This window comes from Alphaproteobacteria bacterium (genome assembly GCA_020638555.1).
GTDB lineage: Bacteria > Pseudomonadota > Alphaproteobacteria > Bin95 > Bin95 > JACKII01.
Map to the genome: position 1 here is coordinate 329,427 of JACKII010000004.1, position 22,723 is coordinate 352,149.

The window sequence follows — 22,723 nt, forward strand, 5'->3', positions numbered from 1 at the left end:
GCTGGGATGTGTCCCGGCCGTCGCGGAGTGGCGAGCCGGGATCGGTCGACTTTGCGAACACCGCAGTCGCCGGTGTTCGCAGGCTGACGCCGGCCCCGGATGCCCGCTCCGCGGCCTCCGGGGAGCAGGCCCGCAGGCTCCCCGGGGTCCAGGGTGCAAAGCAGCGCCACGGGAGGTCCCGGGTCAAGCCCGGGAAAGCTGGGGGCGGGTGGTCGCGGCGACGCCGCCCCCCCTGCCTTTCGGCTCAATACGGGACCGGGTGGACCGCCTGCACTTCGGGGATGTAGTGCTTCAGCATGTTCTCGATGCCCATTTTCAGGGTCGCGGTCGAGCTGGGGCAGCCGGCGCAGGCGCCCTGCATGGCCAGATAGACCACACCGTCCTCGAAGCGGCGGAAGACGATGTCGCCGCCGTCCTGGGCCACCGCGGGCCGGACGCGCAGGTCCAGCAACTCCTTGATCTGGGCCACGACTTCCGGGTTGTCGCCCTCGTCGCCGGAATGGCCGGTGTCGCCCTCGCCGACCATGACCGGCGCGCCGAGGGTGAAATGGTCCATGATCGTCCCCAGGATCTGGGGCTTCAGGGTCTGCCAGTCGCGGCCCTCGTCCTTGGTGACGCTGACGAAATCGGCGCCCAGAAACACCTGGGTCACGCCGCCGACATGGAACAGCGCTTCGGCCAGCGGCGACTTGCCCTCGGCCTCGTCCAGGCTGGGAAAGTTGGCGGTGCCGACGCCCAGCACGTCGCGGCCGGGCAGGAATTTCAGCGTGGCCGGGTTGGGGGTGGTCTCGGTCTGGATGAACATGGGTCCTCGCAAGCCCGCGGCGCTCCTGGCCGCAGATCAGCTGTTGTAGTACAGGCCGACAGTGTGTTCCGCCTCGGCAAAGAACAGCCAGCGCTCGAACATCACGCCGATGCCCGCCGCCAGCAGGGCAAAAATCGACATCAGATTGCCAAAGGCATTACCGCCGATCAGCAGCATGAGCAAGGCTGCAACCAGCGGCACCGCAAACGTCAGCACCTGAATCAGCGTGCGCAGCCGCCGGGCATGGTCGCGTGCCACCCGGAACACCATCTCCTTTTGCAGATAATTGGGGCTGGTGTTCGGCAGTTCCAAGGGGCGGACCCGTCCGATCCGGCCGAGGCCGGTGGCGGTCTCGCGCGTGGTCGCCGGCGACTGGCCGTCGATCGCCCGCCAGTACATCGCCTTCGCGACCCAGGCGGCGGCGGCCGCCAGCAGCATCAGCCAGACGAAAACCGGGCTTTCCACCTTGAACAGGTGCGAGACCACGTTCAGGGCCACGGTGCCGGTCAGCAGCGCCAGCAGCAGATAGTTGGGCGTGGTGAGCGGCGAGTGCCATTGGCGGATCGGCTTCAGCGAGGCGTAAATCATGCCGGTGCAATACACGGTCACCGCGGCGGCAACCGCGGCCAGCAGGCCGGCCAGCGCGTAAATCGGGCCAAGGCTGCTCTGGAACACCCAGCCGATGAACAGCAGCGCGGCCGGCAGATAGGTCAGGATCGCCATCACGCCCTCGCGGCTGAGCCAGGAGGTCTTCCACTGGCTGAGCGCGCGCCAGGCCCGCTCCGGGTGGCCGAGATGGTAGGTGGAAGAGGCCAGCCCGGCCGTGACCAGGACCAGCGCCAGCACCAGGCCGAAGCCGCCCACCCAGGGGTCGGCCGGCAGCAGGCCGATGGCGCCGAACAGGCCCATCAGCGCCAGCAGGCCATAACCCGCGCCGGATGCGGTGGTGAAAAAGATAATGGATACGGCTGGATGCATCGCGCCTGCACTGCCTTGCGGGAAAAACGTCTTGGGCTGACGAACGCCGCGCTGCCGCGCCACGCCCTGCCCCCGCCTTTATGGCAGGCCGGGGAAGTCGTTGGCAATGTCGTCGGTGCCTTCCAGGCGATAGATCCGCTTCCGCCCGAAGCCCTGGATCGCGTGTTCGCCCAGATCGGAGAAGCGGAACTCGTTCTCGATCAGCCGGTGCATGTCCTCGCAGAGCACGATTTCCATGGGCCCGCACAGCGGCTCCATCCGGGCGGCGAGGTTCATGCCGGGGCCGAAAATGTCATAGACGTATTTCTGCACGCCGACGATGGAGCCGATCACCGGGCCGGAATTGATGCCGATCCGGCATTGCCACTGCTCCTCGCTGGTGCGGTTGCGGCGTTTCAGGAAACGCACCATGCGCAGCGCCACCTCGGCAATGTTGCGGGCGTGGTCCGGATTCGTCTCCGGCATGCCGGAGACGGCGACATAGGCATCGCCCATGGTCTTCAGCCGCTCGCAGCCGAACTGCTCGACGATGCGGTCGAAGCCGGTGAAAATGTCGTTCAATTCGGAAATCAGCTTGGTCGGTTCGCGGCTGACGGTCATGTCGGTGAAGCCGACGAAGTCGAGCATCAACACCGAGGCCTCGTCGAAGCGCTGAGGAACGGTGACGCCGAACTCCTTCCATTCCGCATAGACGCTTTCCGGCATGATGTTCAGCAGGATGCGCTCGACCCGCTCCTTTTCCTTTTTCAGGTCGCGATTCTGCCGCTCAATCAGCTTGGAGTACGACTCGATCATGTACTCCAGTTCCTTGATTTTCGAGATATTCTGGCATTGCAACAGCAGCGCGTCATGGTCGTCGCCCATGGCCGGCGTCAGTTCGCAGGCCAGGGTGATCGGGCGGCGCTTCGGCTTCACCTGGACTTCGAACCTGTAGGACACTCCCCCGTCGAGCGCCTGTCGTGCCGCCTCCGGATCGAAGCCGCCCAGCAGGTCGTAAACGGCGGCGTGGGCGTCACCGGCGAGGCCGGGGCACCAGTCCCGGAACTGGGCGTTGTGCATGAGCACGCGAAAGCGGTCGGGATCCACCACCGCGAGGCCAACGCCGACGGAATCGAACAGCATGGAGCGAAACCGGTCCATATCCATCGCAATCGGCGTGGACGTGTCGCGGCGGTCGGCGGATTCGGTCATGGGGTCCGGCCCGGTCAGGCGGTGGTGATGACGAGATGGGCGCGGCCGTGGATCTCGGCCATCACGGCCGCCACGTCCTCGGGATCGACGCCGTGTTCCAGCAGCGTCGCCTCCAGCAGGCCCGCCACCTCGTCGAATGCGGCCCGGTCGATGGCCAGATGGCTGTGGACGCGGCGCAGCGCATCGTTGGAATACGCCGCCGGCCCGCCCATCACCTGGGCGATGAATTTGGTCTGGTGGTCGATCTGGCGGCGCATGTCGACATCGTCGAAAAACGGCCCGGCCGTGTCGGAGTCCAGGACCCGGTCGTAAAAGTCCATCACGATCTTGGAAACCGTCACGAACCCGCCGTATTTCTCGAAAATCGACGCCATACAGTCCTCGGATGCTGCCGTATAGAATCAAACGGATAGCCAGCATACGCCATTCGCGGCGGAAAAGACTAGACAATTGGCCGGGGTGATTGACCGTCATCGCCGCAACGCCCTGAATCCTGCGCCGCGGCAACGGGCTCGCTATACGAGATCGGGGCAGACAAACCGACAAAAAGGGCCGCTTCCCCACCGCAGCCGACGCAGGCGCCGATGGGGTGGCGCCTGCGCGGCAACAGCGGCCGAAGCCCGCAAGACGGCTGTCGGCCATGCCCTCTCCCGCCCGGTTCTTGTGCGCGTTTGACCGCCGACCGGATGGCGTTGTGCCGACGACTGACCTGGGGGAAAAGGCAGCCGGCGGCGTGGGCTGCATACATCTGTATGCTGTTCCATTCGTATGACATGCCCATCGGCTTGTCTATAGACAATGCAACGTATAGTTTATTGGAATTCTTCCATAAAATATCGATTTTGCATTCCGATACAATGCAGTACTAGACTAAAGGTTGCGGTAGCCCAAAGGACGGCAATTCCCGCCCTTCGCGTCGACCGCTCCGGCACAGTGATACCGGAGAGCCGGAGGGACTTGGCCAATGCCTCTGTGCCGCCGGGCCGATCGGCTCAGCGCCGCAGGATGTAGGGCCAGGGATTGACCTCGGTGGCGAGGTCGACGGGCACCTCGATCAGGGTCGGGCCGGTGTTGGGGAGCGAGGCCTTCACCGCCTCCTCCAGTTCCGCCGCGTTGACGGCACGGTGATAGGCGACGCCATAGGCCTTGGCCAGCACCTCGAAATCCGGATTGGCGAAATCGCTGGCAATGGTGCGGCCGTCGAAATTGGTGATCTGGTCGCGGCGGACATTGCCATAGGCGTTGTTGTTGAACAGCACGGTGATGAGCGGGATTTTCTCCTTCACCGCCGTCGACAACTCGCTGGCACCATAGAGAAAACCGCCGTCGCCGGTGACGGCCAGCACCGGCACGTCCGGCCGGCCCACCTTCACGCCCAGCGAGGTCATGAAGCCGTAACCCAGATTGCCCTGGAAGCCGCTGGTGATGTAGCTGCGGGGCTGGAACACGTCCCAGGCAAAGAAGCTGGCATAGCCCGCCTGGGTCAGTTCCTCGGCGAAAATGCCCTCGCGCGGCAGGGCCCGGCGGATGGCCTCCAGAAAGCCCACATGCGGTTGCACCGCCGCCACAGCCTGGCTGGCGGTGGCGCGGGCGCGTTCGAGGCGCGAGAGATCCTTGGCGGGCGGGGCCGCGCCTTCGGAGAGGGCCTGCAAGAGCGCCGCCGTGCCGTCGCGGGAATCCGCGACCACGGGGACGTGCGGGACGAGGCGCTGCATTTCCTCCGGGTCGATGTCGATGCGGATGACATGCGGCGGCGCCTCCGGCTCGACCACGCGGGAGCCCATGCCGGCCCAGCGCATATAGATCATCTCCAGCCGGGAGCCGATGCCGATGACGAGGTCGGTCTCGTCCCACAACTGCCAGGCGGCATAGCTGGAAAGTGCCAGCGGGTGATCCGCCGGAACGATGCCGCGGCCGCCGCGAAAGGCGGTGACCGGCGCGTTCAATGCCTCGGCGAGCGCGAGGACTTCCACCCGGGCGTGACGGGCGCCGGAGCCGACCATGATCAGCGGCCGCTTTGCCTTGCGAGCGAGGTCGGCGGCGCGGGCGATGGCCGCGCCGTCGACGACGGGCGGCGGTTCGATCGGCAGCGGCGCGGTCGGCGTCACCTGGCCGGTGGACGCCATGTCGTCCCAGCACATTTCCACCAACGCCGGGCCGGGCCGGCCGGACTGCATGGCCCGGAACGCCTCGGCGATGATGCGGGGCGCGTCCTCCGGCTTTTCGATGCGGGCGGTGTATTTGCAGAGGCGGGCCACCGTGCCCTGCTGGTCCGGGATTTCGTGCAGATGGCCGCGGCGGCCCTCCAGATAGGCGCGGGGCACCTGCCCCGTGATGCAGAGCACCGGCATGTTGGTGCCCCAGGCGGTGCAGAGCGCCCCCATGGTGTTGAGCACGCCCGGCCCCGGCACGACGCAATAGACGCCGACCTTGCCGGTCGCCTGGGCATAGCCGAAGGCCATGTAGGCGGTGGCCTGCTCGTGCCGGGCGCCGACGGTGCGGATCTTGTCGGCGTTGCGGGCGAGCGCATCCATGACCGGATAGGTCTGCACCCCCGGCAGCGCGAAGATCTGATCGACGCCATGGTCGATCAGGGACCGGACGATGGCCTCGCCCCCGCTCATGGACTGGGTGGCGGCGGTCTGGGTGCGGACGGTATCGGACATGGCGGCAATGGGTCCTTGCGGTTGGCAGGGAGAAAATCGTCGCGTCGAGACTACACCATGGCGCCGCCCTGTCGTCCCGCTTTTCCAAACGGCGTTGGGAGGGCGCGCGCAGCCGTCTATGCTGGCCGGGTTCCCTGCCCTGCCGAAAGCCCGCTCATGGCCTATGACCCCGACCTGACCGAGCGGTTTCGCGCCGCCCTCGGCTCGCGCATCCCCTATGACGAGAAGCGGATGATGGGCGAGGTGTGCTTTCTGTGGAACGGCCATATGATCGGCACCTGCGGCCGCGGCAAGAGCGGGCGCCGACGCTTTCTGTTCCGGGTCGGCAAGGCGGCGATGGCCGAAGCGCTGGAGCGTCCGGGCGCGGCGCCCATGGTCCATGGCGGCCGCACCATGGGCGGCTTCGTCTCGGTCGACGAGGCCGCCTGCGACCCGTCCGCACTCACCGGCTGGCTCGACCTGGCCCTGGCCTTCGTGGAGACGCTGCCGCCGAAATGATGCCGGCGGCAGGGAGTTGGACGACGCTGTCTTCGTTTTGCGCCCCTCCTCTGAACCGTCCCTCGATACGGCGCTTTGCGCCTACTCGGGATGAAGCGGAGGATGGGGGCTCTGGCTGTTTTGCACCCCTCTTCCTCTTTAATCTCCCCCTTCTCCAATCTCCCCCTTCTCCCGCGATGGCGGGAGCCCGTGCCTGAGCGCTTCCCATCGAGCCGGGAGTGTGTCGGGAGTCTCCGGCACAGCGCCGTGTCAGACACCGAGCGGTGGGAAGGTGGATGTGGCGACCGTAGGCACCGCCCCTCGATACGGCGCTCTGCGCCTGCTCGGGATGAAGCGGAGGATGGAGCGGTCGCTTTTGCCTGACGGAATCGGTCTGGCGGGGCGAGGCCGAGCGGTTAGAGTGGGAGCACGCCGACCCGCCGACCCCGAGTTCTCTCCCCCATGATCGCCGCCACGCGCACCGCCCTGTTCCGGGCTCTTTCCGCACGCACCTTCTATGGCTGGACCATTCTGGCCGTTGCCGCGCTGATCATGTTCGGCACCGGCCCCGGCCAGTCGCACCTGATCGGGCTGTTTTTCGATCCGATCCAGGCGGAACTGGGCCTCGACCGGACCGAGATCGCGCTCGCCTATGGCTCGGCGACGCTGGTGGCGGCGCTGCTGTTGCCGCGCATGGGCCGGCTGGTCGACCGGCACGGCCCCGCCAACATGATCTGGCTGATCGCGCTGGGGCTGGGCCTGGCGGCCGTCGGCTTCAGCTTCGCCACCGGCTGGCTCTACCTGGCCATCGGCTTCGGCTTTCTGCGCTTTCTGGGCCAGGGCTCGTTGATGCTGAACTGCGCCAACATGGCCGCGCAATGGTTCGACAAGAAGCGGGGGCTGGCGCTGGGGCTGATGGCGCTGGGCTTCCCGATCTCCATCGCCCTGCACCCGCCCTTCACCCAGTGGCTGATCGCCACCGTCGGCTGGCGCGAGGCGTGGGTGTGGCTGGGCGTCCTCACCTGGGTGATGCTGATCCCGCCGGCGTTGCTGTTCCTCTACAACCGGCCGGAAGACGTGGGCCTGCGTCCGGACGGCGCCGCGGCGCTGAAAGCGGGCGAGCGGGCGCCGCCGCTGACGGGCTTCACCAAGGCCGAGGCGCTGCGCATGCCGGCCTTCTACCTGATTGTCGCCGGCATGTTCTCGCTGTCGATGCTGGTGACGAGCCTGCACGTGGAATACACCGGCATCCTGAAGGCGCACGGGCTGGACCCGCAGGTGGCCGCCAGCATGTTCACGGTCAGCGGCGTGACCGCGGCCCTGCTGATGCCGCTTGTCGGCCGCCTGCTGGATGCGCTGCCGACCAAGTGGATGTTTTTCGGCGGGCTCTGGGTGCAGTCCGCCTCGCTACTGGCGATCACCTTCGTGCAGAACTGGGAGGGGGCAGTGGTGTTCGCCATGATTTTCGGCCTGAACAACGCCGTCACCATGACCTATGTCGGCTATCTCTGGCCCCGCTATTTCGGGCGCAAGCATCTGGGCTCGATCCAGGGAACGGGCCAGATGATCATCATTTTCGGGGCCAGCATCGGGCCGGTGCCGCTGGGCTGGGCGCTGGATAGCTGGGGCGAATACGACACCATGCTGCGCCTGCTGGCGCTGATCCCCGTCGGGATTTCCGTGCTGGTGGCGCTGCTGATGCCGCACCCCCGACTGCCGGAAGCGGAGGCTGCCGGCTAGCGCTTCATGCCGAGCACGGCGCCGGCGCAGGTGCCCTCCGGGGCGCTGAACACCAGGTAGTAGACCGAGCTGCGCTCGGGCTTGATGGCAACCAGGGTTTCGCGCGCGCCGGCCTCGCCGTTGGTCATCACCGGCTTGCGGGCGCCCGTTTCCAGGGTAAAGCCGACATCCTCCGCGCCGCACACCGCAAGCTGATAGGTCTTGCTGCTCATCAGCACGTGGTCGTCGGCCATCGCCACCGCACCGCCGTCCTTACCGGCCAGCGTGTAGGTGCTGGCGATCTGCGAGCCCTCGGACAGCCGCGCCTTGCATTGCTCGATCAGCGCGGTCGCGTCGCACTCGGCATAGGCGGAGCCGCCAGCCAGGATTGCCACGGCGGCCAGCGCCGCCAGGGTTCGGGTCACCATCTCCGGGAAGTCCTCGTGTTTGATTGGGTATACGGAACCGATACCGTCAATAGACCGTTCCCGGAGACGGAAAGCAACCGAAATAGGCGCCCGGCGCTCGTGCCGGTTTAGCCGCAGGCGACGCAGTAAATGTCTTTGACCTCCACCGGGATCGACAGGTCGGACCAGGTCTTGCCGCCATCCCGGGTGCCGAAGACTTCACCGTTATAGCGGGCTCCGATATAGACCTGGTTCGGGTCGGCGCGGTGCAGGCCTATCGACATGATGGTGCCGTGCACCTGCACCTTGTCGAACCGGCTCCAACTCTTGCCGGCATCGGTCGAGCGGTAGAGACCACCGTCCTGGCTGGCGGCGGCGACGCTGAGGGCCGCATAGATGGTGTTCGGCTCGCTGGGCGCGGTGCGCACGTCGCGGCCATAGGTGGTGGGCGAGAAAGTCTTGGCCTCCAGATCGCGCCAGGTGTCGCCGCCGTCGCGGGTCTCGAACAGGCCCATGCGCACCGCCACCAGCACCGAATCCGGATCGGACGGGGTCACGGTCAGCGCGTGGCCGTCGAGCATGCCTTCCGCCGTGGTCTCGGAAACGATCTTGCTGGAGAGATGCGGCCGCTTCGACAATTCCTCCAGCGGGTCGCCGTGGTCGACCCAGCTCTGGCCGCCGTCGCGGGAGGTCATGAGGCCGCCGAATTCCAGCGCGGCATAGAGCGTGTCCGGCCGTTGCGGGTGCTGGGCGAGACGCATGACCCGGCTTTCGAACGGCGCGTTCAGGCGCTTCTTCACCGCCGGCTTCGGCAATTCGCGCCACGAGGCGCCCATGTCCTCGCTCAGGAACACGCTGACCGGCGAGCCACCGGCATAAATGCGGTTCGGGTCGCGCGCATCGACCAGGAAGGACCAGACCTGCCGGCCGGGCGCGGGGAAGTCGGCCCGGCTCCAGGTCGTGCCCTTGTCTGTGGAGCGATAGACGCCGTCGACCGTGCCGGCCAGCACCACGTCCGGCTGGGTCGGGTGGACCAGGATGTAATGGGTTTCCTTCTCGCCGAACACGTTCTGCCATTCGCCGCCATTGCCGGCGGGGCGGCGGAACACACCGAAGGCACCGGTGGCATCGGGGCGGCCGACATAGCCGGCGACACCGGCGAAAATATAGGTTTGGTCGAGCATGGCGGTTTCCTCTGGCGGATCGGTTGTGAATGGCTGGCGCCAAGTCTAGCGGCGTTTCCGGGCGACGATAAGCGGCTTCGTGCTGTGCCCTGCCGCGGGCGCGTAGGGCTATGCCGCGGGCGCGTGGGGCTCTGCCGCAGGCGCACGGGCTTGACGGCGGCGGCAGCGGATGGACCAATTTCGCCCAAACCCGATCCCGAGCAACACGGAGCCTGCAACGGCATGGAATTCGAAGAACTGGTGCGCTCGCGCCGCAGCATCCGCGGTTACAAGAAGGACCCGGTGCCGCGGGCGGTGATCGAGGAGATCGTCGAGGTGGCGAAGGGCGCCCCGTCCTCCATGAACACCCAGCCCTGGCATGTGCATGTGGCGGCCGGCGCGGTGCTGGACGAAATCCGCCAGCGCAACATGGAGGCGATGGCCAACGGCGCCTCGGTCAACCGCGACATCCCGATTCACGAAGCCTATCAGGGCATTCACCGCCACCGCCAGGTGGAGATCGCCAAGCAGTTGTTTGCCGCCATGGGCATCGCCCGCGAGGACAAGGAGCGGCGGGAGGACTGGGTGCTGCGCGGCTTCCGCCAGTTCGACGCGCCGGTGTCGCTGGTGCTGACCTACGACCGCGAGATGGACCCCGGCGCCATCGGCCATTTCGACATGGGCGCGCTCAGCTACGGCATCGTGCTGGCGGCCTGGGACCGCGGGCTGGGCACGGTCATCAACGGCCAGGGCATCATGCGCTCGGACATCGTGCGCGAGGTGCTGCAACTGCCGGACAACGAGGTCATCATGACCTGCATCGCGCTCGGCTATCCGGACGACGATTTCTCCGCCAATGCGGTGAAGTCCCATCGCGAATCGAACGACAGCATCATCCAGTATCACGGCCTGGAGTGAAGCCCGGTCGGCGCCCCTGGCGGGGGCTGCGGTTTGTCCGAGGCCCCGGGTGGAAGCCTCGGACAAGCCAGTCAAATTTCCGTTGCCAAGCCAGCCGCCGCCGCGTCATGATCTACAATCATAAACGTTTATCATATCCGATTATGGTTGCGGAAGGAGCCCCCATGTCGCTCAAGGTCATCGGCGCCGGATTGGGGCGCACCGGAACGTATTCGCTGAAACTGGCCCTGGAAGCGTTGGGCTTCGGCCCCTGCCATCACATGGAAGAGGTCGCGAAGAACCTGCCGGTGCAACTGCCGCTCTGGCAGGGCGCACTCAAGGGGCGGGCGGACTGGCCCGCCACCTTTGACGGGTACGCGAGCGCGGTGGACTGGCCGACGGCCCGGTTCTATCGCGAGCTTCACGCCGCCTATCCGGAAGCCAAATTCGTGCTCGGCCATCGCTCGCCCCGCAGCTGGGCGGAGAGCTTTGGCGGCACCATCCAAGAGCTGATCTCCGCGGCGGACCAGGCGCCGCCGCATTTGCAGGACTGGCTCGCCATGGCCAAGGAGGTCGTCCAGCAAAGCGGCGTCTCGTTCGACGCCGACACGGCGGCGCTGGAAGCCACATTCCTGGCGCATCACGCGGCGGTCAAGGCGGCCATCCCGGCCGACCGACTGCTGGTGCACGAGGCGAAGGACGGGTGGGAACCGCTTTGCGCCTTTCTCGGCGTTGCGGTTCCGGACCAACCCTATCCCCGCACCAACAATCGCAGCGAGTTCTGGGACCTGGTCAACGGCGCCGCCTGATACGCCCGATGGCGCCGGATCGTCTCGGGCGCCCACTGGCCTTAGCGCAAGACAAACGGTAGGATAGATTCAGCGTACGATTGCCCATGGCCGGCTGAAAGGACAGTATCATGTTCCGGATTCTCTCCATAGACGGCGGCGGTATTCGTGGCGTCATCCCAAGCGTCTTGTTGCAGCAACTGGAAAAGCGCTCGGGCCAGCCGATCAGCGCATTGTTCGATTTGATTGCCGGCACCTCGACGGGCGGGATCCTGGCGGTGGGGCTGACGGTTCCGGGCGTGCGCCGCAAGCCGAAATACACGGCGAGCGACATGGTCGACCTGTACGCCAATCGGGGCCACGAGATCTTCCAGCGGTCGTTCTGGCGCGGCCTCACCTCGCTGGGCGGCGTTGCGGACGAGAAGTATCCGGCGGAACCGCTGGAAGCGATCCTGGACGATTATGCGGGAAAGGCGAAGCTGGCGAAAACCCTCGTGCCGATCGTCGTCACCAGCTACGACATCGAACGGCGGGAGCCGTATTTCTTCAAGACCCGTTGGGCCGTGGAACAGGCGGATCGCAACCACTATCTGCGCGATGTCGCCCGCGCCACCTCGGCCGCGCCGACCTATTTCGAACCGGCCAAGGTGCGGAGCCTGGCCGACGAGCCGACCCGCCGCGTGCTGATCGACGGCGGCGTTTTCGCCAACAATCCGGCCATGTGCGCCTATGTCGAAGCCTGCAATATGGGGGTCGACCCGGCGGAAATCGTGGTCGTGTCGCTGGGAACCGGCGTGGCGACCCGCAAGATTGCCTATGAGGACGCCAAGGGCTGGGGTGCCGTCGGCTGGGTCAAGCCGATCATCAGCATCATGATGGACGGCGTGGCCGATTCCGCCGACTACCAGTTGCAGCAATTGTTGCCGGACAGCCACCAACCGGAGTCCCAGCGCTATTTCCGGTTCAACACGCCGCTGGATCTGGCGCTGGACGATATGGACGCCGCCAATGCCGGCAATATCCGCGCCCTGCAAGCGGAAGCGGGGCAGATCCTGGAACAGCAGGGCGCGGAGTTCGACCGGCTGGTCCGCCTGCTGACCGCCAAGCCGGCCGACCCGCCCGCCACGGCCTGAGGGCGGCGGCGACCCGTCGCGGGATCAGCGGCCCGGTCGCGGGAAATTCGGCCGGTCCGGCCCATACTGCTCCGAGAGATAGTCGAGGACGATGGAGCGGTCGGGTTCTTCCAGTTCGGCCATGCCCTGTTCCTCGACCATCCATTCCAGCAGGCTTTCCCAGCGCTCGCGCGTCAGGCCCTGCTGCGCCACCAGCCGTTCCGAATGGCAGGCGGCGCAATAGGCATAGGCTTCCTCGACGCCCGGCTTGTCGACAAGCACACCGTAATCGCCTTCCGCCGCCGCGGGACCGGCGAGCATCAGCCCGCCGGCCAGGGCCACAAGACCCAAAGACAGCCCTTTGCCAAGACCCATGCTAGGCGACCCGAACCGCGACGCGGTGCATCGAATTGTTCAGATAGCCTTTCGGGTTCCAGGCGATGGCGAAGGGCTGAGCCTCGCCGGCGCTGTCGGTGGCACGCGCCCACACCTCGTAATAGCCGGCCTGCGGGAAGGTCACGTCGGCCCGCCAGTCCTGCCAGGCGCCCGCATTCGCCGGCGCATCCAGCGAAGCCTGCTGCCAGGTCGCGCCGAAGTCGATGGACAGGTCCACGCGGCTGACAAACCGGTCGCCGGACCAGGCATGGCCGCGCACCTCGACATTGCGCTCGGACAGGTCGCCGTTGGTGGCGGGGTTGGTGATGAGCGATTTCACCGGCATCCGCTCGATGATGGCGAAGTCTTTCTTGTCGACCTTTTCGCCGGCGGCGACCGGGTGGTTCGGCACGCGATAGGCGGTGCCGGTCATTTTCGGCCCATCGTGGATCTGGTCGCGCAGCCAGATGCGCGTCAGCCATTTCTGCGAGCACGACCCCGGCCAGCCCGGCACCACCAGGCGGAGCGGCGCGCCGTTCATCGGGTGCAGCGGACCGCCATTCATGGCAAACGCGATCAGCACGTTGTCGGTCATCGCCTTGGCAATCGGCATGCCGCGCGAGATCGGCAGTTTCGCCGGATCGCCCGAGAGGTGGGCATCGGCGCCGACATGGGCGGTGTAGACGACGTTGTCCTTCACGCCCGCCGCGTTCAACACGTCGCGCAGGCGAACGCCGGTCCACTCGGAGCAGGCAACCGCGCCATAGGTCCACTGGTTGCCGGTTGCCGGCGGGTTGAAGAAGGCCCGCCCGTTGCCGCCGCACTCCAGCGCCAGCGCCATCGTCACCACCTCGAACTTCGAACGCAGGTCGGCAATGCTCAGCTTCAGGGGCGTGCCGACCAGGCCGTCGACGGTCAGGCTCCAGGCATCCGCGTTCATATCCTCCGGCGGGATGCCGTTGTTGCGGATGAAATGCCGGTTGGTGGGCGTGATCGCATCGTCCAGCAAATGCGGCGGCGTCTCGGCGTTGACGGGGCGGTCGTTCAGCAGGGTCAGGCCGTCCTTGCCCGCCAGCACATCCTCCGCCGCGAACGCGATCGGCAGGAAGCCCGACGGCATGTTGCGGTGGAAGGGGATGGTCGCGCCCAGCATCGCCCCCATGGTCGCGAGCCCGGCGCCACGCAGGAAGCCGCGGCGGTCGGCATGGGCGACCCGGCCGAAGAACTCCCGGTCCGCCTGCTCCGGATCGCGTTCGAAATAGGCGAACAATTCTTTGGAGGCGCTGCCTCCCGTCGGGGCCTTGGTCGTCTTCGACATGCGTTCATCCTCCATTATTGGTTTTTGGTGGGAAATATTTCCAACCAAAACGACGTTATCGCGGACGGACGCATTCAAACAAGACTATATTTCACGCCGGTTCCCAATGCGCTCCCGCATTGCAGAAAAGAGCGCTTCGGCGCGGTACCGGGCGGAATCCGATATGGCCGGCCGCGACCCCGGTCGGTGCCCCCGATCGACCCGCGTAACAAAACTGTCCGCGAACCGACACGTCGCGGTCATCGCCTCTTGTTAGCAGACCCTGCAAACGGAGGTAGGCATGACCGCGCCAGCGATCGAATTGCAGGAAATTTCCAAGGCGTTCCGGCCCGGCATGCCGGTATTGCGCAATGTTCGCCTGATCGTTGAACCCGGAGAGATGGTCGGTCTGATCGGCGCCTCCGGGTCCGGCAAGTCGACGCTGATCCGCCTGATCTCCGGCCTGGAGCGGGCCGACAGCCGGAGCGGCGCCATCCGGGTATTCGGCGAGACCGTCCAGCAGGCCGGTCGGCGCACGCCGGCCCAGCGCCGGCTGCGGAGCGAGGTCGGCGTCGTCTTCCAGCAGTTCAACCTGGTCGGCCGGCTGTCGCTGCTCACCAACGTGCTGACCGGCCGGCTGGGCCGGGTTCCCGGATGGAGCGGCTCGCTCGGACTGTTTTCTCGCGAGGACAGGGCCAAGGCGCTGGCCAGCCTGGAGCGGGTCGGCATGGTCGACTTCGCCCGCCAGCGGGCCTCGCAATTGTCGGGCGGGCAGCAGCAGCGCGGCGCCATCGCCCGCGTCATGGCCCAGGAAGCCCGCATCCTGCTGGCCGACGAGCCGATTGCGTCGCTCGATCCGGCCTCCGCCGACCGGGTGATGGCGATGCTGGAAGAGATCAACCGCGAGGACGGGACGACCGTCATCGTCTCGCTGCACCAGATCGACCACGCCTTCAAGCACTGCCGCCGCATCGTCGCGCTGAAAGAGGGGGCCGTGGTGTTCGACGGTCCCGCCGCCGACATCCGACCGGGCGACCTGCAACGCCTTTATGGCCTGAACGGCCTGGAATCCGGCGCCGCGGCCCTAGGCCTGCGCCGGCCGCAACCCGCGCTGACGGACCCTGCGCTGACGGACCCTGCGCTGACGGACCCTGCGACGGCGGCCGGCAACGGCACCTGGCATCTCGACCGGCTTCGGCCGGCCGCGGAATAACCTCCAGTTCAAGACCTCGACCGAAGGAAAAGGCTTTCATGTTGAAAAAACTGTTGATCGCGGCCGCTGCCCTGGCGGCCTTCACCCTGCCGGCACGGGCGGAAATGCCGGAGCGGATCAATTTCGGCATCATCTCCACCGAGTCCGCCTCGGCGCTGGAAAAGTCGTTCGCGCCCATGCTGGCCGACATGGAGAAATTCCTGGGCGTCAAGGTGAAGCCGTTCTTCGCCTCCGACTATGCCGGCGTGATCGAGGGCATGCGCTTCAAGAAGGTCGACGTGGCCTGGTTCGGCAACAAGTCCGGCATCGAAGCCGTCGACCGGGCCGGCGGCGAGGTGTTCGCCCAGACCATCAAGGACGACGGCGAGATCGGCTATTACTCGCTGCTGATCACCCAGAAGGACAGCCCGCTGAATTCGCTGGACGACGTGCTGAAGTGCGACAAGAGCCTGACCTTCGGCAACGGCGATCCGAACAGCACCTCCGGCTTTGCGGTGCCGGGCTATTATGTCTGGGCGCTGCACAACAAGACCCCGGAAGAGTGCTTCAAGCGCGTCACCAGCTCGAACCATGAGGGCAATGCGCTGGCCGTGGCCACCGGCAAGGTCGACGTCGCCACCAACAACACCGAGTCGCTGGGGCGTCTGGCCCAAAACAACCCGGAAATGGCCAAGAACATCAAGGTCCTCTGGAAGTCACCCCTGATCCCGTCCGACCCGATGGTCTGGCGCGCCGACCTGCCGCGCGATGTGAAGGAGAAGCTCCACTACTTCTTCATGCAGTATGGCCGCTTCGGCGACCTCGCCAAGGTCAAGCGCGAGCGCGAGGCCCTGGCCCATGTTTCCGACGGCTGGGGGCCGTTCCTGGCCTCGTCCAACGCCCAGCTGATCTCCACCCGCGAGATCGTGCTGTTCAAGAACAAGCTGAAAGCCCAGAAGGCCGGCGACACCGAGGCCGTGGCGAAGATCGACGCCAAGCTGAAGGCGCTCGCCGAATACAAGGCCGTGGTCGGCGCCAGCGGCTACTAGGCCCCGCCCGTGGTCATGGCCGGGAGGGGGCGCAGGCTCCCTCCCCTCTTTCCGTTTTGGAGGCCGCCCCTTGAGCGACGCCGTTTCCCGCCTTTCTCCCGAAGCCGCGCGCCTGCTGGCGCCGCGCTGGGGCCATTTCGCCAAGCAGGCCACTTGGGCGCTGGTGCTGGTGGCGTTGCTGGGCCTGGCCTATTATCCGGCCGAAGTGTTCAACTGGCCGCTGCTGATCACCGACGCCGGCAATATGGCGGTGTTCGCCAAGGACTTCCTGCACCCTGATTTCGCCGATTGGGACGTGTTCCTGACCAAGATGCTGGAGACGGTCGGGATCGCGCTCTGGGGCACGGTTCTTTCCATTCTGTTCGGGGTGCCGCTGGCCTTGCTGGCGTCCGGCAATATCGCGCCCTGGTGGGTGGTGCAGCCGGTGCGCCGGCTGATGGACGCCGCCCGCGCGATCAACGAAATCGTGTTCGCCATCCTGTTCGTCGCCGCCGTCGGCCTGGGGCCGTTTGCGGGCGTGATGGCCCTGTTCGTGCACAATCTGGGCATCATTTCCAAACTGTTCTCGGAAGCGGTGGAAGCCATCGACCCGCGCCCGGTCGAGGGCATCCGTGCCACCGGGGCCGGCCGGGTGCAGGAGGTGATCTACGGCGTCATCCCGCAGGTGCTGCCGCTCTGGTCGAGCCTGTCGCTCTACCGGTTCGAAACCAATGTGCGCTCGGCGACGGTGCTGGGGATTGTCGGCGCCGGCGGCATTGGCTTCACCTTCTACGAGTCGTTCCGGGCGTTCCAATACGACCGGGCCGGCGCGATTATCATCGTCGTGGTTGTCGCTGTCTCGCTGATCGACATGGTTTCGGCGCGGCTGCGGCGGCTGCTGATTTAGCCGCAACCCTTGCCCGGGACATCCGCATCATGACCTTGCTGTCGCGCCTGGATACCGTTTTCGACCTGCTGGCCACCGCCGGCGCCCGACAATACGGCCAGGAGCCGGTCAGCCAGTTGCAGCACGCGCTGCAGGCGGCGGCCATGGCGGAGGCGGCCGGTGCCACGCCTGCGCTGATCACGGCGGCGCTGCTGCACGATATCGGCCACCTGACCGACCCGGACTTCGAGACCGCGCTCGACCGCGGCGAGGACCGGTGGCACGAGGATCTGGGCGCCGATCATCTGGCGGATCTGTTCGGACCGGAGGTGACCGAGCCGGTTCGGCTGCACGTGCCCGCCAAACGCTATCTGTGCGCGGTCGATCCGGCCTATGCCGCCACCCTGTCGCCGACATCGCGGAAAACGCTGGCGCTGCAAGGCGGCGCGTTCGACAGGGATGCCGCCTGCGCCTTCATCGCCCGACCGCACGGACGCGAGGCCATCCAGGTCCGCCGCTGGGACGATCGGGCGAAAATCCCCCACCTCGCCACGCCGGACCTGGCCCATTTCCGCGCCCACGCGCTGGCGGCCTGTTCCCGATAGCGCGCCCGGCGCCGACGCCTGCCGGCGTCGGACGCGTCCACCCGCTTGCGGCGGCGGCCAAAGACGCGAAACTGGGCGACCCTTTTCGCTGCGAGCGGAGCCGCGGGCCCGATGTGCAATCTCTACAGCAACACCATGCCGGTGGAAGCCATGCGCCGGCTGTTCGGCATCACCGCCGGCCCCAGCGCGCTCGGCAACCAGCCGCCGCTGCCGGCCATCTTCCCCCGCTACGAGGCGCCGGTGCTGCGTCCCGACCGAAGCGGCGCGCGCGAGCTGGTGCGCATGCATTGGGGGTTTTTGCTGCCGCAGACCTCGCAAAAGACCGGCAAGCCGATCCAGCCCAAGGCCGTCACCAACGCCCGCGACGACAAGGTGGCGGCCTCGCCGTTCTGGCGCGGCAGTTTCGAGCACCGGCGCTGCCTGATCCCGGCTACGTCGTTCGCCGAACCGAAGGGCCGGAACCCGGCCACCTATTACTGGTTCGGGCTGGTGGGCGCGGACGAACGGCCCCCCTTTGCCTTCGCCGGTCTCTGGCACACATTCCATGGGCATTACCATGGCGAGGCGGTGGAACTGGACACCTATACCATCGTCACGACGACACCGAACGCCCTGGTGCGGCCCGTGCATCCGACGCGCATGCCGGTCATTCTCGATCCCGACGACTACGCCCCCTGGCTCACCGGCCCCGGCGAGGCGGCACGGACCCTGCTGCGCCCGTTCCCGGCCGAACGCATGCGCATCGTCCGCACCGGCGTGGGCGTCACGGAGGACCCGGAAGAGGTCGACCGGTGACGGCTATGGCGGGTTCCCCGGCCGGTTCGTCAATGATCGGGCAAGCCGGGCGCTGTTCGCCGGAACCGGGGCCGAGACCGGAAACAGGAGCCACATTCCGCCGCGGTTGCGGTCATTCGGCCCAGATCCATTCCGGCACTTGCCCCAGATTGTTCTCGACCGACCGCACGCCCGGCGTGTTTTCCGCCGCCACCTGGGCCGCCTGTCGCTCCGCTGGCGTGTCGACCAATCCCCAGAGTTTCACGGCGCCGTCCTTCACGACCACGCTGACAAAGGCCATGTCCAGTTTCACCCCCTTGGACAGTTCCGCTTCCACTTGCTCGCGAATGCCCCGGTCGCCGGGCGAAGCGGCTTCCATGTCCGTCTGCGAGGCCAGCCCCCGCAGCAGGTTGGACCGACTGACGATGCCGACCAGCTTGCCGTCGCGCGTTACCGGCACCCTCTTGATCCTGTGACGCTCCAGCACGGTCGCGATCTCCGACAAGGCGGTGCCCTCCTCGATGGCGATGACATTGCGGGTCATGATCTCGTCGGCATAGCGCCCGTGGCGTTTCACATAGTCCTGGGCGCTTCGGTCCTGCGTGGAAAACAGCGACAGCCACCAGGACCGGGAGGACGCGTCCCGGTCTTCGATACGCCGCATCAAATCACCCTCGCTGACAATGCCGACAACATGCCGGTTCCCATCCACGACAGGGACGCCGCTGATCTGCCGTTTGAGCATCACCGCTGCAATTTCCCGGACCGTGGTCTTGGGCGTGACCGAAGCGACGTCGGACGTCATGACATCGGAAGCTTGCATTTCTGCACTCCTTTTCCTCGCTTGCCCTGCATTGCCAGGAACATCCGAGGCCCGGAGACCGACGGATATCCGCCTCTCAATGGTTCACCCGTGCTCCCCGGCCAGTTCGTCGATGATCGGGCAGTCCGGGCGCTGATCGCCGTCGCAGGCATCGGCCAGATGCGTCAGGGCCGCCCGCAGGCTCTGCAATTCGGCCAGTTTGCGGTCGATCATCGCGATTTTGGTCTCGACAATCGCCTTCACGTCGGCGCTGGAGCGGTGTTCGTCCTCGTAAAGGGAGAGCAGGGTGCGGGTTTCCTCCAGCGTGAAGCCCAGCGCGCGGGCCCGTTGCAGGAAATGCAGCTTGCGGACGGCCTTCCGATCGAACAGCCGGTAACCGTTGGCGCCGCGCTCCGCAGCGATCAGGCCGATGTCCTCGTAATAGCGGATCGTCTTGACCGGCAGGCCGGTCCGCGTCGCCGCGTCGCCAATGTTCAACATCCGCCAGACCTCCTAGGCATCCAGATGGCGCTTCATCGCAACATACTCCTCATGGCTGATTTCGCCACGGGCGAACCGCTCGCGCAGGATGGCCATGGCACTGTCCGCGGGTGGGCCGCCGGAAGAGCGCCCGTACGAGTTGCCGGACGGGCCGCCGACCATGAGCCGCACCACCAGGACGACGAACCCGATCAGGATGGCGAGGCCGACCAGCATCATGATGGGGCCGGCGAACCAGCCGCCCCAGCCCATCATATGGTCGCCATAGCCGTATCCGCCCGGTTGGGCCTGTTGCGCGACGGCACCGCCGCCGGCCATCAGGCCAATCGCGCCGAGCGCCAGGGCGCGGCTGTGCTTCGATATGACTGTCATGCTGCAAATTCCTTTCCGCTGGCAGTGCCCCCTAGATCCGAACCTTGCGCAGGCGCAGTGCGTTGCTGACGACCGACACCGAGGACAGGCTCATGGCCGCCGCCGCGAACATGGGCGAGATCAGCAGGCCGAAAACGGGATAGAGCAAGCCCGCCGCGACCGGCACGCCCGCCGCGTTGTAGGCGAGCGCGAAGAACAGGTTCTGGCGGATGTTGCGCATGGTGGCGGTGGAGAGGCGGCGGGCCCGCACAATGCCGGTCAGGTCGCCCTTCACCAGCGTGAAGCCCGCGCTCTCGATCGCGACATCCGCACCCGTGCCCATGGCGATGCCCACATCGGCCTGCGCCAGCGCCGGCGCGTCGTTCACGCCATCGCCCGCCATGGCAACGCGGTGGCCCTGCTCCTGAAGCTCCAGGATGATCCGGGCCTTATCCTCCGGCAGCACGTCGGCGCGGATTTCGTCGATGCCGAGCCGACCGGCCACGGACCGGGCCGTGCGCTCGTTGTCGCCGGTGGCCATGACGATGGTCAGCCCCAGCGCGTGCAGGTCCTTCAGCGCCTTTGGCGTGGTCTCCTTCACCGGATCGGCGACGCAGATCAGGCCGGCGATGCGGCCGTCCACCACCACGAACATGGCGGTCTCGCCCTCGTCGCGGCGCGCATCGGCCTTTTCGACCCAGTCGCCGGTCTCCACCCCCAGGTCGGCGACCATGCGGGCGTTGCCGAGCGCGACGGACCGGCCGTCCAGCCTGCCGGTCACGCCCTTGCCGGTGACGGCGTTGAAGTCCTCCGCCTTGGCGAGCGCCAGGCCGCGCTCCTCCGCGCCGCGGACGATGGCGTCCGCCAGCGGGTGCTCCGAGCCGCGTTCGAGGCTGGCGGCCAGCCGCAGCACCGCGTCCTCGTCCTGCCCTTCGGCCGGCAGCACCGCGACAAGATGCGGCTTGCCGACGGTTAGCGTGCCGGTCTTGTCGACAATCAGCGTGTCGACCTTGGCGAAGCGTTCCAGCGCCTCGGCGTTCTTGACCAGCACGCCGGCCTGCGCGCCGCGGCCGGTTGCCGTCATGATCGACATCGGCGTCGCCAGCCCGAGCGCACAAGGGCAGGCGATGATGAGGACGGCAATGCCCGCCACCAACGCATAGGCATAGGCCGGCTCCGGGCCCCAGATCGCCCAGGCGACGAAGGCCAGAACCGCAACGCCGATTACGGCGGGCACGAAGGTGCCGGCGACGGCATCCGCCAGCTTCTGGATCGGCGCGCGGGAGCGCTGGGCCGCGGCGACCATCTCGACGATCTGCGCCAGCATCGTGTCCTTGCCGATGCGCGTCGCCTCGATCACCAGGCTGCCGGTGCCGTTGATGGTGGCGCCGGTGACCGGGTCGCCCTTATCCTTCTCCACCGGCACCGGCTCGCCGGTCAGCATGGACTCGTCGACCGACGAGCGGCCCTCGATCACGGTGCCGTCGACCGGAACCTTCTCGCCCGGCCGCACGCGCAGATGGTCGCCCAGTTGCACGTCCTCCAGCGGCACCTCCTTTTCGGAGCCGTCGGGGCGGACGACCCGCGCGGTCTTGGCGGCCAGGTCCAGCAGGGCGCGGATGGCGGTGCCGGTGCGCTCCCGCGCCCGCAATTCCAGCAACTGGCCCAGCAGCACCAGCACGACGATCACCGCACCGGCCTCGAAATAGACGCCGACATGCCCTTCTGCGTCGCGGAACGCGGCGGGGAAGATGCCCGGCGCCAGCACCGCGACCACGCTGAAGACATAGGCCGCGGTCACGCCCATGCCGATCAGGCTGAACATGTTCAGGTTTAGGCTGCGGAACGACTTCACGCCTCGCACCAGGAAGGGCCAGCCGCACCACAGCACCACCGGGGTCGCCAGAACCAGCTCGATCCAGAGGGCGGTGCGCTCGCCCAGCCACGCGCGGAACGGCAGGCCGACGAGCGGCCCCATGGTGATGACCAGCAGCGGCACGGTCAGCGCCGCCCCCACCCAGAAACGGCGGGTGAAATCGACCAGTTCCGGGTTCGGCCCCTGCTCGCCCGCAACCGGGCTTTTCGGCTCCAGCGCCATGCCGCAGATCGGGCAGTCGCCCGGGCCCACCTGCTCGATTTCCGGGTGCATCGGGCAGGTGTAGACCGTGCCCTCCGGCATCGGCTCCGGCTCCGGTCGGCCGTGCAGATAGTCGTCCGGGTGCGCCGTGAACTTTTGCTCGCAACCGCTGGAGCAGAAATAGAAGCGCTCGCCATTGTGCCTGGCCATGTGGCGGGCGGTCTTGCGCTGCACCGTCATGCCGCAAACCGGGTCCTTGGCTTCCAGATACGCCTGCGGCTGGCCCGCGAATTTTTCCTCGCAATGGCTGGAGCAGAAGTGGAAGTCCTCGCCGTCATGGCGATGGGTGTGCTTCGCGGTCGATGCATCGACGGTCATGCCGCAGACCGGATCGCGTTCGATCCCGTGCGCGGCTTGGTGTTCGGTCATGGGGCTCTCCCAAGTCGGCTATGCACCGGAGATGGACCTTCCAGTCACTGGAGGGTCAAGGCCATTGCCGCGACAAATTTCGCGCGGCCGATCCGGGTAGCGCTGCGACGACGGCCCCGCCCCCTCCGCCGTCGCCGGCCGGTGACGGGCCGGGACGCGCGAGCCGGAGAATGCCGGCCCTTCAACGCGGTAGTGTCTTCACC

At 66.9% G+C, this 22,723-nt stretch carries 23 protein-coding genes; 10 read left to right on the forward strand and 13 right to left on the reverse strand.

The window, feature by feature from the left end:
• Nucleotides 1-244 precede the first annotated feature (244 nt).
• The 5 genes from H6844_15480 to H6844_15500 form a co-directional block, all read right to left on the reverse strand.
• Nucleotides 245-805: a NifU family protein gene (locus H6844_15480; protein MCB9930803.1), complete on the reverse strand. Its 561-nt coding sequence runs from the start codon at nucleotides 803-805 to the stop codon at nucleotides 245-247.
• A 36-nt stretch (nucleotides 806-841) separates the two neighbouring features.
• On the reverse strand, nucleotides 842-1,783 hold the full coding sequence (locus H6844_15485) for a dimethyl sulfoxide reductase anchor subunit (GenBank protein ID MCB9930804.1): 942 nt from the start codon (nucleotides 1,781-1,783) through the stop codon (nucleotides 842-844).
• A 78-nt stretch (nucleotides 1,784-1,861) separates the two neighbouring features.
• Nucleotides 1,862-2,974, reverse strand: coding sequence for a PAS domain-containing protein (locus H6844_15490; protein ID MCB9930805.1), 1,113 nt, complete (start codon nucleotides 2,972-2,974; stop codon nucleotides 1,862-1,864).
• Between the two features lie 14 nt (nucleotides 2,975-2,988).
• Complete coding sequence (locus tag H6844_15495) at nucleotides 2,989-3,348, reverse strand: group 1 truncated hemoglobin (GenBank protein ID MCB9930806.1); 360 nt, start codon at nucleotides 3,346-3,348, stop codon at nucleotides 2,989-2,991.
• A 618-nt stretch (nucleotides 3,349-3,966) separates the two neighbouring features.
• Nucleotides 3,967-5,640, reverse strand: coding sequence for a hypothetical protein (locus H6844_15500; protein MCB9930807.1), 1,674 nt, complete (start codon nucleotides 5,638-5,640; stop codon nucleotides 3,967-3,969).
• A gap of 156 nt (nucleotides 5,641-5,796) precedes the next feature.
• Here H6844_15500 and H6844_15505 point away from each other — a divergent pair, with 156 nt between their 5' ends.
• On the forward strand, nucleotides 5,797-6,138 hold the full coding sequence (locus H6844_15505) for a TfoX/Sxy family protein (protein MCB9930808.1): 342 nt from the start codon (nucleotides 5,797-5,799) through the stop codon (nucleotides 6,136-6,138).
• A gap of 531 nt (nucleotides 6,139-6,669) precedes the next feature.
• Nucleotides 6,670-7,857, forward strand: coding sequence for an MFS transporter (locus tag H6844_15510; GenBank protein MCB9930809.1), 1,188 nt, complete (start codon nucleotides 6,670-6,672; stop codon nucleotides 7,855-7,857).
• Here H6844_15510 and H6844_15515 read toward each other — a convergent pair.
• On the reverse strand, nucleotides 7,854-8,264 hold the full coding sequence (locus tag H6844_15515) for a hypothetical protein (GenBank protein MCB9930810.1): 411 nt from the start codon (nucleotides 8,262-8,264) through the stop codon (nucleotides 7,854-7,856). The genes H6844_15510 and H6844_15515 overlap by 4 nt on opposite strands.
• Nucleotides 8,265-8,371: 107 nt before the next feature.
• Nucleotides 8,372-9,427, reverse strand: a complete 1,056-nt coding sequence (locus H6844_15520) for a hypothetical protein (protein MCB9930811.1) — start codon at nucleotides 9,425-9,427, stop codon at nucleotides 8,372-8,374.
• A gap of 222 nt (nucleotides 9,428-9,649) precedes the next feature.
• On the opposite strand from H6844_15520, the gene H6844_15525 reads away from it, so the two are divergent.
• From H6844_15525 to H6844_15535, 3 genes are all read left to right on the forward strand, one after another.
• Entirely contained in the window at nucleotides 9,650-10,324 is a 675-nt protein-coding gene (locus H6844_15525) for a nitroreductase (GenBank protein ID MCB9930812.1), read from the forward strand.
• A 164-nt stretch (nucleotides 10,325-10,488) separates the two neighbouring features.
• The gene (locus tag H6844_15530) at nucleotides 10,489-11,112 is read left to right on the forward strand and encodes a hypothetical protein (protein MCB9930813.1); all 624 of its coding nucleotides are present in this window, start codon (nucleotides 10,489-10,491) and stop codon (nucleotides 11,110-11,112) included.
• Between the two features lie 110 nt (nucleotides 11,113-11,222).
• Entirely contained in the window at nucleotides 11,223-12,224 is a 1,002-nt protein-coding gene (locus tag H6844_15535) for a patatin-like phospholipase family protein (GenBank protein ID MCB9930814.1), read from the forward strand.
• Between the two features lie 24 nt (nucleotides 12,225-12,248).
• Here H6844_15535 and H6844_15540 read toward each other — a convergent pair whose 3' ends face one another.
• Nucleotides 12,249-12,524, reverse strand: a complete 276-nt coding sequence (locus H6844_15540; GenBank protein MCB9930815.1) for an aldehyde dehydrogenase — start codon at nucleotides 12,522-12,524, stop codon at nucleotides 12,249-12,251.
• A gap of 55 nt (nucleotides 12,525-12,579) precedes the next feature.
• The gene (locus H6844_15545) at nucleotides 12,580-13,896 is read right to left on the reverse strand and encodes a sulfite oxidase (GenBank protein ID MCB9930816.1); all 1,317 of its coding nucleotides are present in this window, start codon (nucleotides 13,894-13,896) and stop codon (nucleotides 12,580-12,582) included.
• Between the two features lie 280 nt (nucleotides 13,897-14,176).
• Here H6844_15545 and phnC point away from each other — a divergent pair, with 280 nt between their 5' ends.
• From phnC to H6844_15570, 5 genes are all read left to right on the forward strand, one after another.
• On the forward strand, nucleotides 14,177-15,088 hold the full coding sequence (gene phnC, locus H6844_15550; protein MCB9930817.1) for a phosphonate ABC transporter ATP-binding protein: 912 nt from the start codon (nucleotides 14,177-14,179) through the stop codon (nucleotides 15,086-15,088).
• A gap of 38 nt (nucleotides 15,089-15,126) precedes the next feature.
• Nucleotides 15,127-16,116 carry a phosphonate ABC transporter substrate-binding protein gene (gene phnD, locus H6844_15555; protein MCB9930818.1) on the forward strand — a complete coding sequence of 330 codons (990 nt, stop codon included), beginning with the start codon at nucleotides 15,127-15,129 and terminating at the stop codon, nucleotides 16,114-16,116.
• Between the two features lie 70 nt (nucleotides 16,117-16,186).
• Entirely contained in the window at nucleotides 16,187-17,002 is an 816-nt protein-coding gene (gene phnE / locus H6844_15560) for a phosphonate ABC transporter, permease protein PhnE (protein ID MCB9930819.1), read from the forward strand.
• A gap of 29 nt (nucleotides 17,003-17,031) precedes the next feature.
• Complete coding sequence (locus tag H6844_15565) at nucleotides 17,032-17,586, forward strand: HD domain-containing protein (GenBank protein ID MCB9930820.1); 555 nt, start codon at nucleotides 17,032-17,034, stop codon at nucleotides 17,584-17,586.
• Nucleotides 17,587-17,697: 111 nt separating this feature from the next.
• Nucleotides 17,698-18,381: an SOS response-associated peptidase gene (locus H6844_15570; GenBank protein ID MCB9930821.1), complete on the forward strand. Its 684-nt coding sequence runs from the start codon at nucleotides 17,698-17,700 to the stop codon at nucleotides 18,379-18,381.
• Nucleotides 18,382-18,493: 112 nt separating this feature from the next.
• Here the strand turns inward: H6844_15570 and H6844_15575 are convergent, their stop codons facing one another.
• The 4 genes from H6844_15575 to H6844_15590 form a co-directional block, all read right to left on the reverse strand.
• Complete coding sequence (locus H6844_15575) at nucleotides 18,494-19,183, reverse strand: CBS domain-containing protein (protein ID MCB9930822.1); 690 nt, start codon at nucleotides 19,181-19,183, stop codon at nucleotides 18,494-18,496.
• A gap of 84 nt (nucleotides 19,184-19,267) precedes the next feature.
• A complete protein-coding gene (gene cueR / locus H6844_15580; protein MCB9930823.1) occupies nucleotides 19,268-19,660 on the reverse strand; it encodes a Cu(I)-responsive transcriptional regulator in 393 nt (130 codons plus the stop codon).
• A 15-nt stretch (nucleotides 19,661-19,675) separates the two neighbouring features.
• Nucleotides 19,676-19,981 carry an SHOCT domain-containing protein gene (locus H6844_15585; GenBank protein MCB9930824.1) on the reverse strand — a complete coding sequence of 102 codons (306 nt, stop codon included), beginning with the start codon at nucleotides 19,979-19,981 and terminating at the stop codon, nucleotides 19,676-19,678.
• Between the two features lie 85 nt (nucleotides 19,982-20,066).
• On the reverse strand, nucleotides 20,067-22,520 hold the full coding sequence (locus tag H6844_15590) for a heavy metal translocating P-type ATPase (GenBank protein ID MCB9930825.1): 2,454 nt from the start codon (nucleotides 22,518-22,520) through the stop codon (nucleotides 20,067-20,069).
• Nucleotides 22,521-22,723: the final 203 nt, after the last annotated feature.

Excerpts from the sequence above, each read along its gene's own strand:
- H6844_15480 (MCB9930803.1), bottom strand. The coding sequence starts at position 805 with ATGTTCATCCAGACCGAGACCACCCCCAACCCGGCCACGCTGAAATTC.
- H6844_15485 (MCB9930804.1), bottom strand. The coding sequence starts at position 1,783 with ATGCATCCAGCCGTATCCATTATCTTTTTCACCACCGCATCCGGCGCG.
- H6844_15490 (MCB9930805.1), bottom strand. The coding sequence starts at position 2,974 with ATGACCGAATCCGCCGACCGCCGCGACACGTCCACGCCGATTGCGATG.
- H6844_15495 (MCB9930806.1), bottom strand. The coding sequence starts at position 3,348 with ATGGCGTCGATTTTCGAGAAATACGGCGGGTTCGTGACGGTTTCCAAG.
- H6844_15500 (MCB9930807.1), bottom strand. The coding sequence starts at position 5,640 with ATGTCCGATACCGTCCGCACCCAGACCGCCGCCACCCAGTCCATGAGC.
- H6844_15505 (MCB9930808.1), top strand. The coding sequence starts at position 5,797 with ATGGCCTATGACCCCGACCTGACCGAGCGGTTTCGCGCCGCCCTCGGC.
- H6844_15510 (MCB9930809.1), top strand. The coding sequence starts at position 6,670 with ATGTTCGGCACCGGCCCCGGCCAGTCGCACCTGATCGGGCTGTTTTTC.
- H6844_15515 (MCB9930810.1), bottom strand. The coding sequence starts at position 8,264 with ATGGTGACCCGAACCCTGGCGGCGCTGGCCGCCGTGGCAATCCTGGCT.
- H6844_15520 (MCB9930811.1), bottom strand. The coding sequence starts at position 9,427 with ATGCTCGACCAAACCTATATTTTCGCCGGTGTCGCCGGCTATGTCGGC.
- H6844_15525 (MCB9930812.1), top strand. The coding sequence starts at position 9,650 with ATGGAATTCGAAGAACTGGTGCGCTCGCGCCGCAGCATCCGCGGTTAC.
- H6844_15530 (MCB9930813.1), top strand. The coding sequence starts at position 10,489 with ATGTCGCTCAAGGTCATCGGCGCCGGATTGGGGCGCACCGGAACGTAT.
- H6844_15535 (MCB9930814.1), top strand. The coding sequence starts at position 11,223 with ATGTTCCGGATTCTCTCCATAGACGGCGGCGGTATTCGTGGCGTCATC.
- H6844_15540 (MCB9930815.1), bottom strand. The coding sequence starts at position 12,524 with ATGCTCGCCGGTCCCGCGGCGGCGGAAGGCGATTACGGTGTGCTTGTC.
- H6844_15545 (MCB9930816.1), bottom strand. The coding sequence starts at position 13,896 with ATGTCGAAGACGACCAAGGCCCCGACGGGAGGCAGCGCCTCCAAAGAA.
- phnC (MCB9930817.1), top strand. The coding sequence starts at position 14,177 with ATGACCGCGCCAGCGATCGAATTGCAGGAAATTTCCAAGGCGTTCCGG.
- phnD (MCB9930818.1), top strand. The coding sequence starts at position 15,127 with ATGTTGAAAAAACTGTTGATCGCGGCCGCTGCCCTGGCGGCCTTCACC.
- H6844_15565 (MCB9930820.1), top strand. The coding sequence starts at position 17,032 with ATGACCTTGCTGTCGCGCCTGGATACCGTTTTCGACCTGCTGGCCACC.
- H6844_15570 (MCB9930821.1), top strand. The coding sequence starts at position 17,698 with ATGTGCAATCTCTACAGCAACACCATGCCGGTGGAAGCCATGCGCCGG.
- H6844_15575 (MCB9930822.1), bottom strand. The coding sequence starts at position 19,183 with ATGCAAGCTTCCGATGTCATGACGTCCGACGTCGCTTCGGTCACGCCC.
- H6844_15585 (MCB9930824.1), bottom strand. The coding sequence starts at position 19,981 with ATGGCCGGCGGCGGTGCCGTCGCGCAACAGGCCCAACCGGGCGGATAC.
- H6844_15590 (MCB9930825.1), bottom strand. The coding sequence starts at position 22,520 with ATGACCGAACACCAAGCCGCGCACGGGATCGAACGCGATCCGGTCTGC.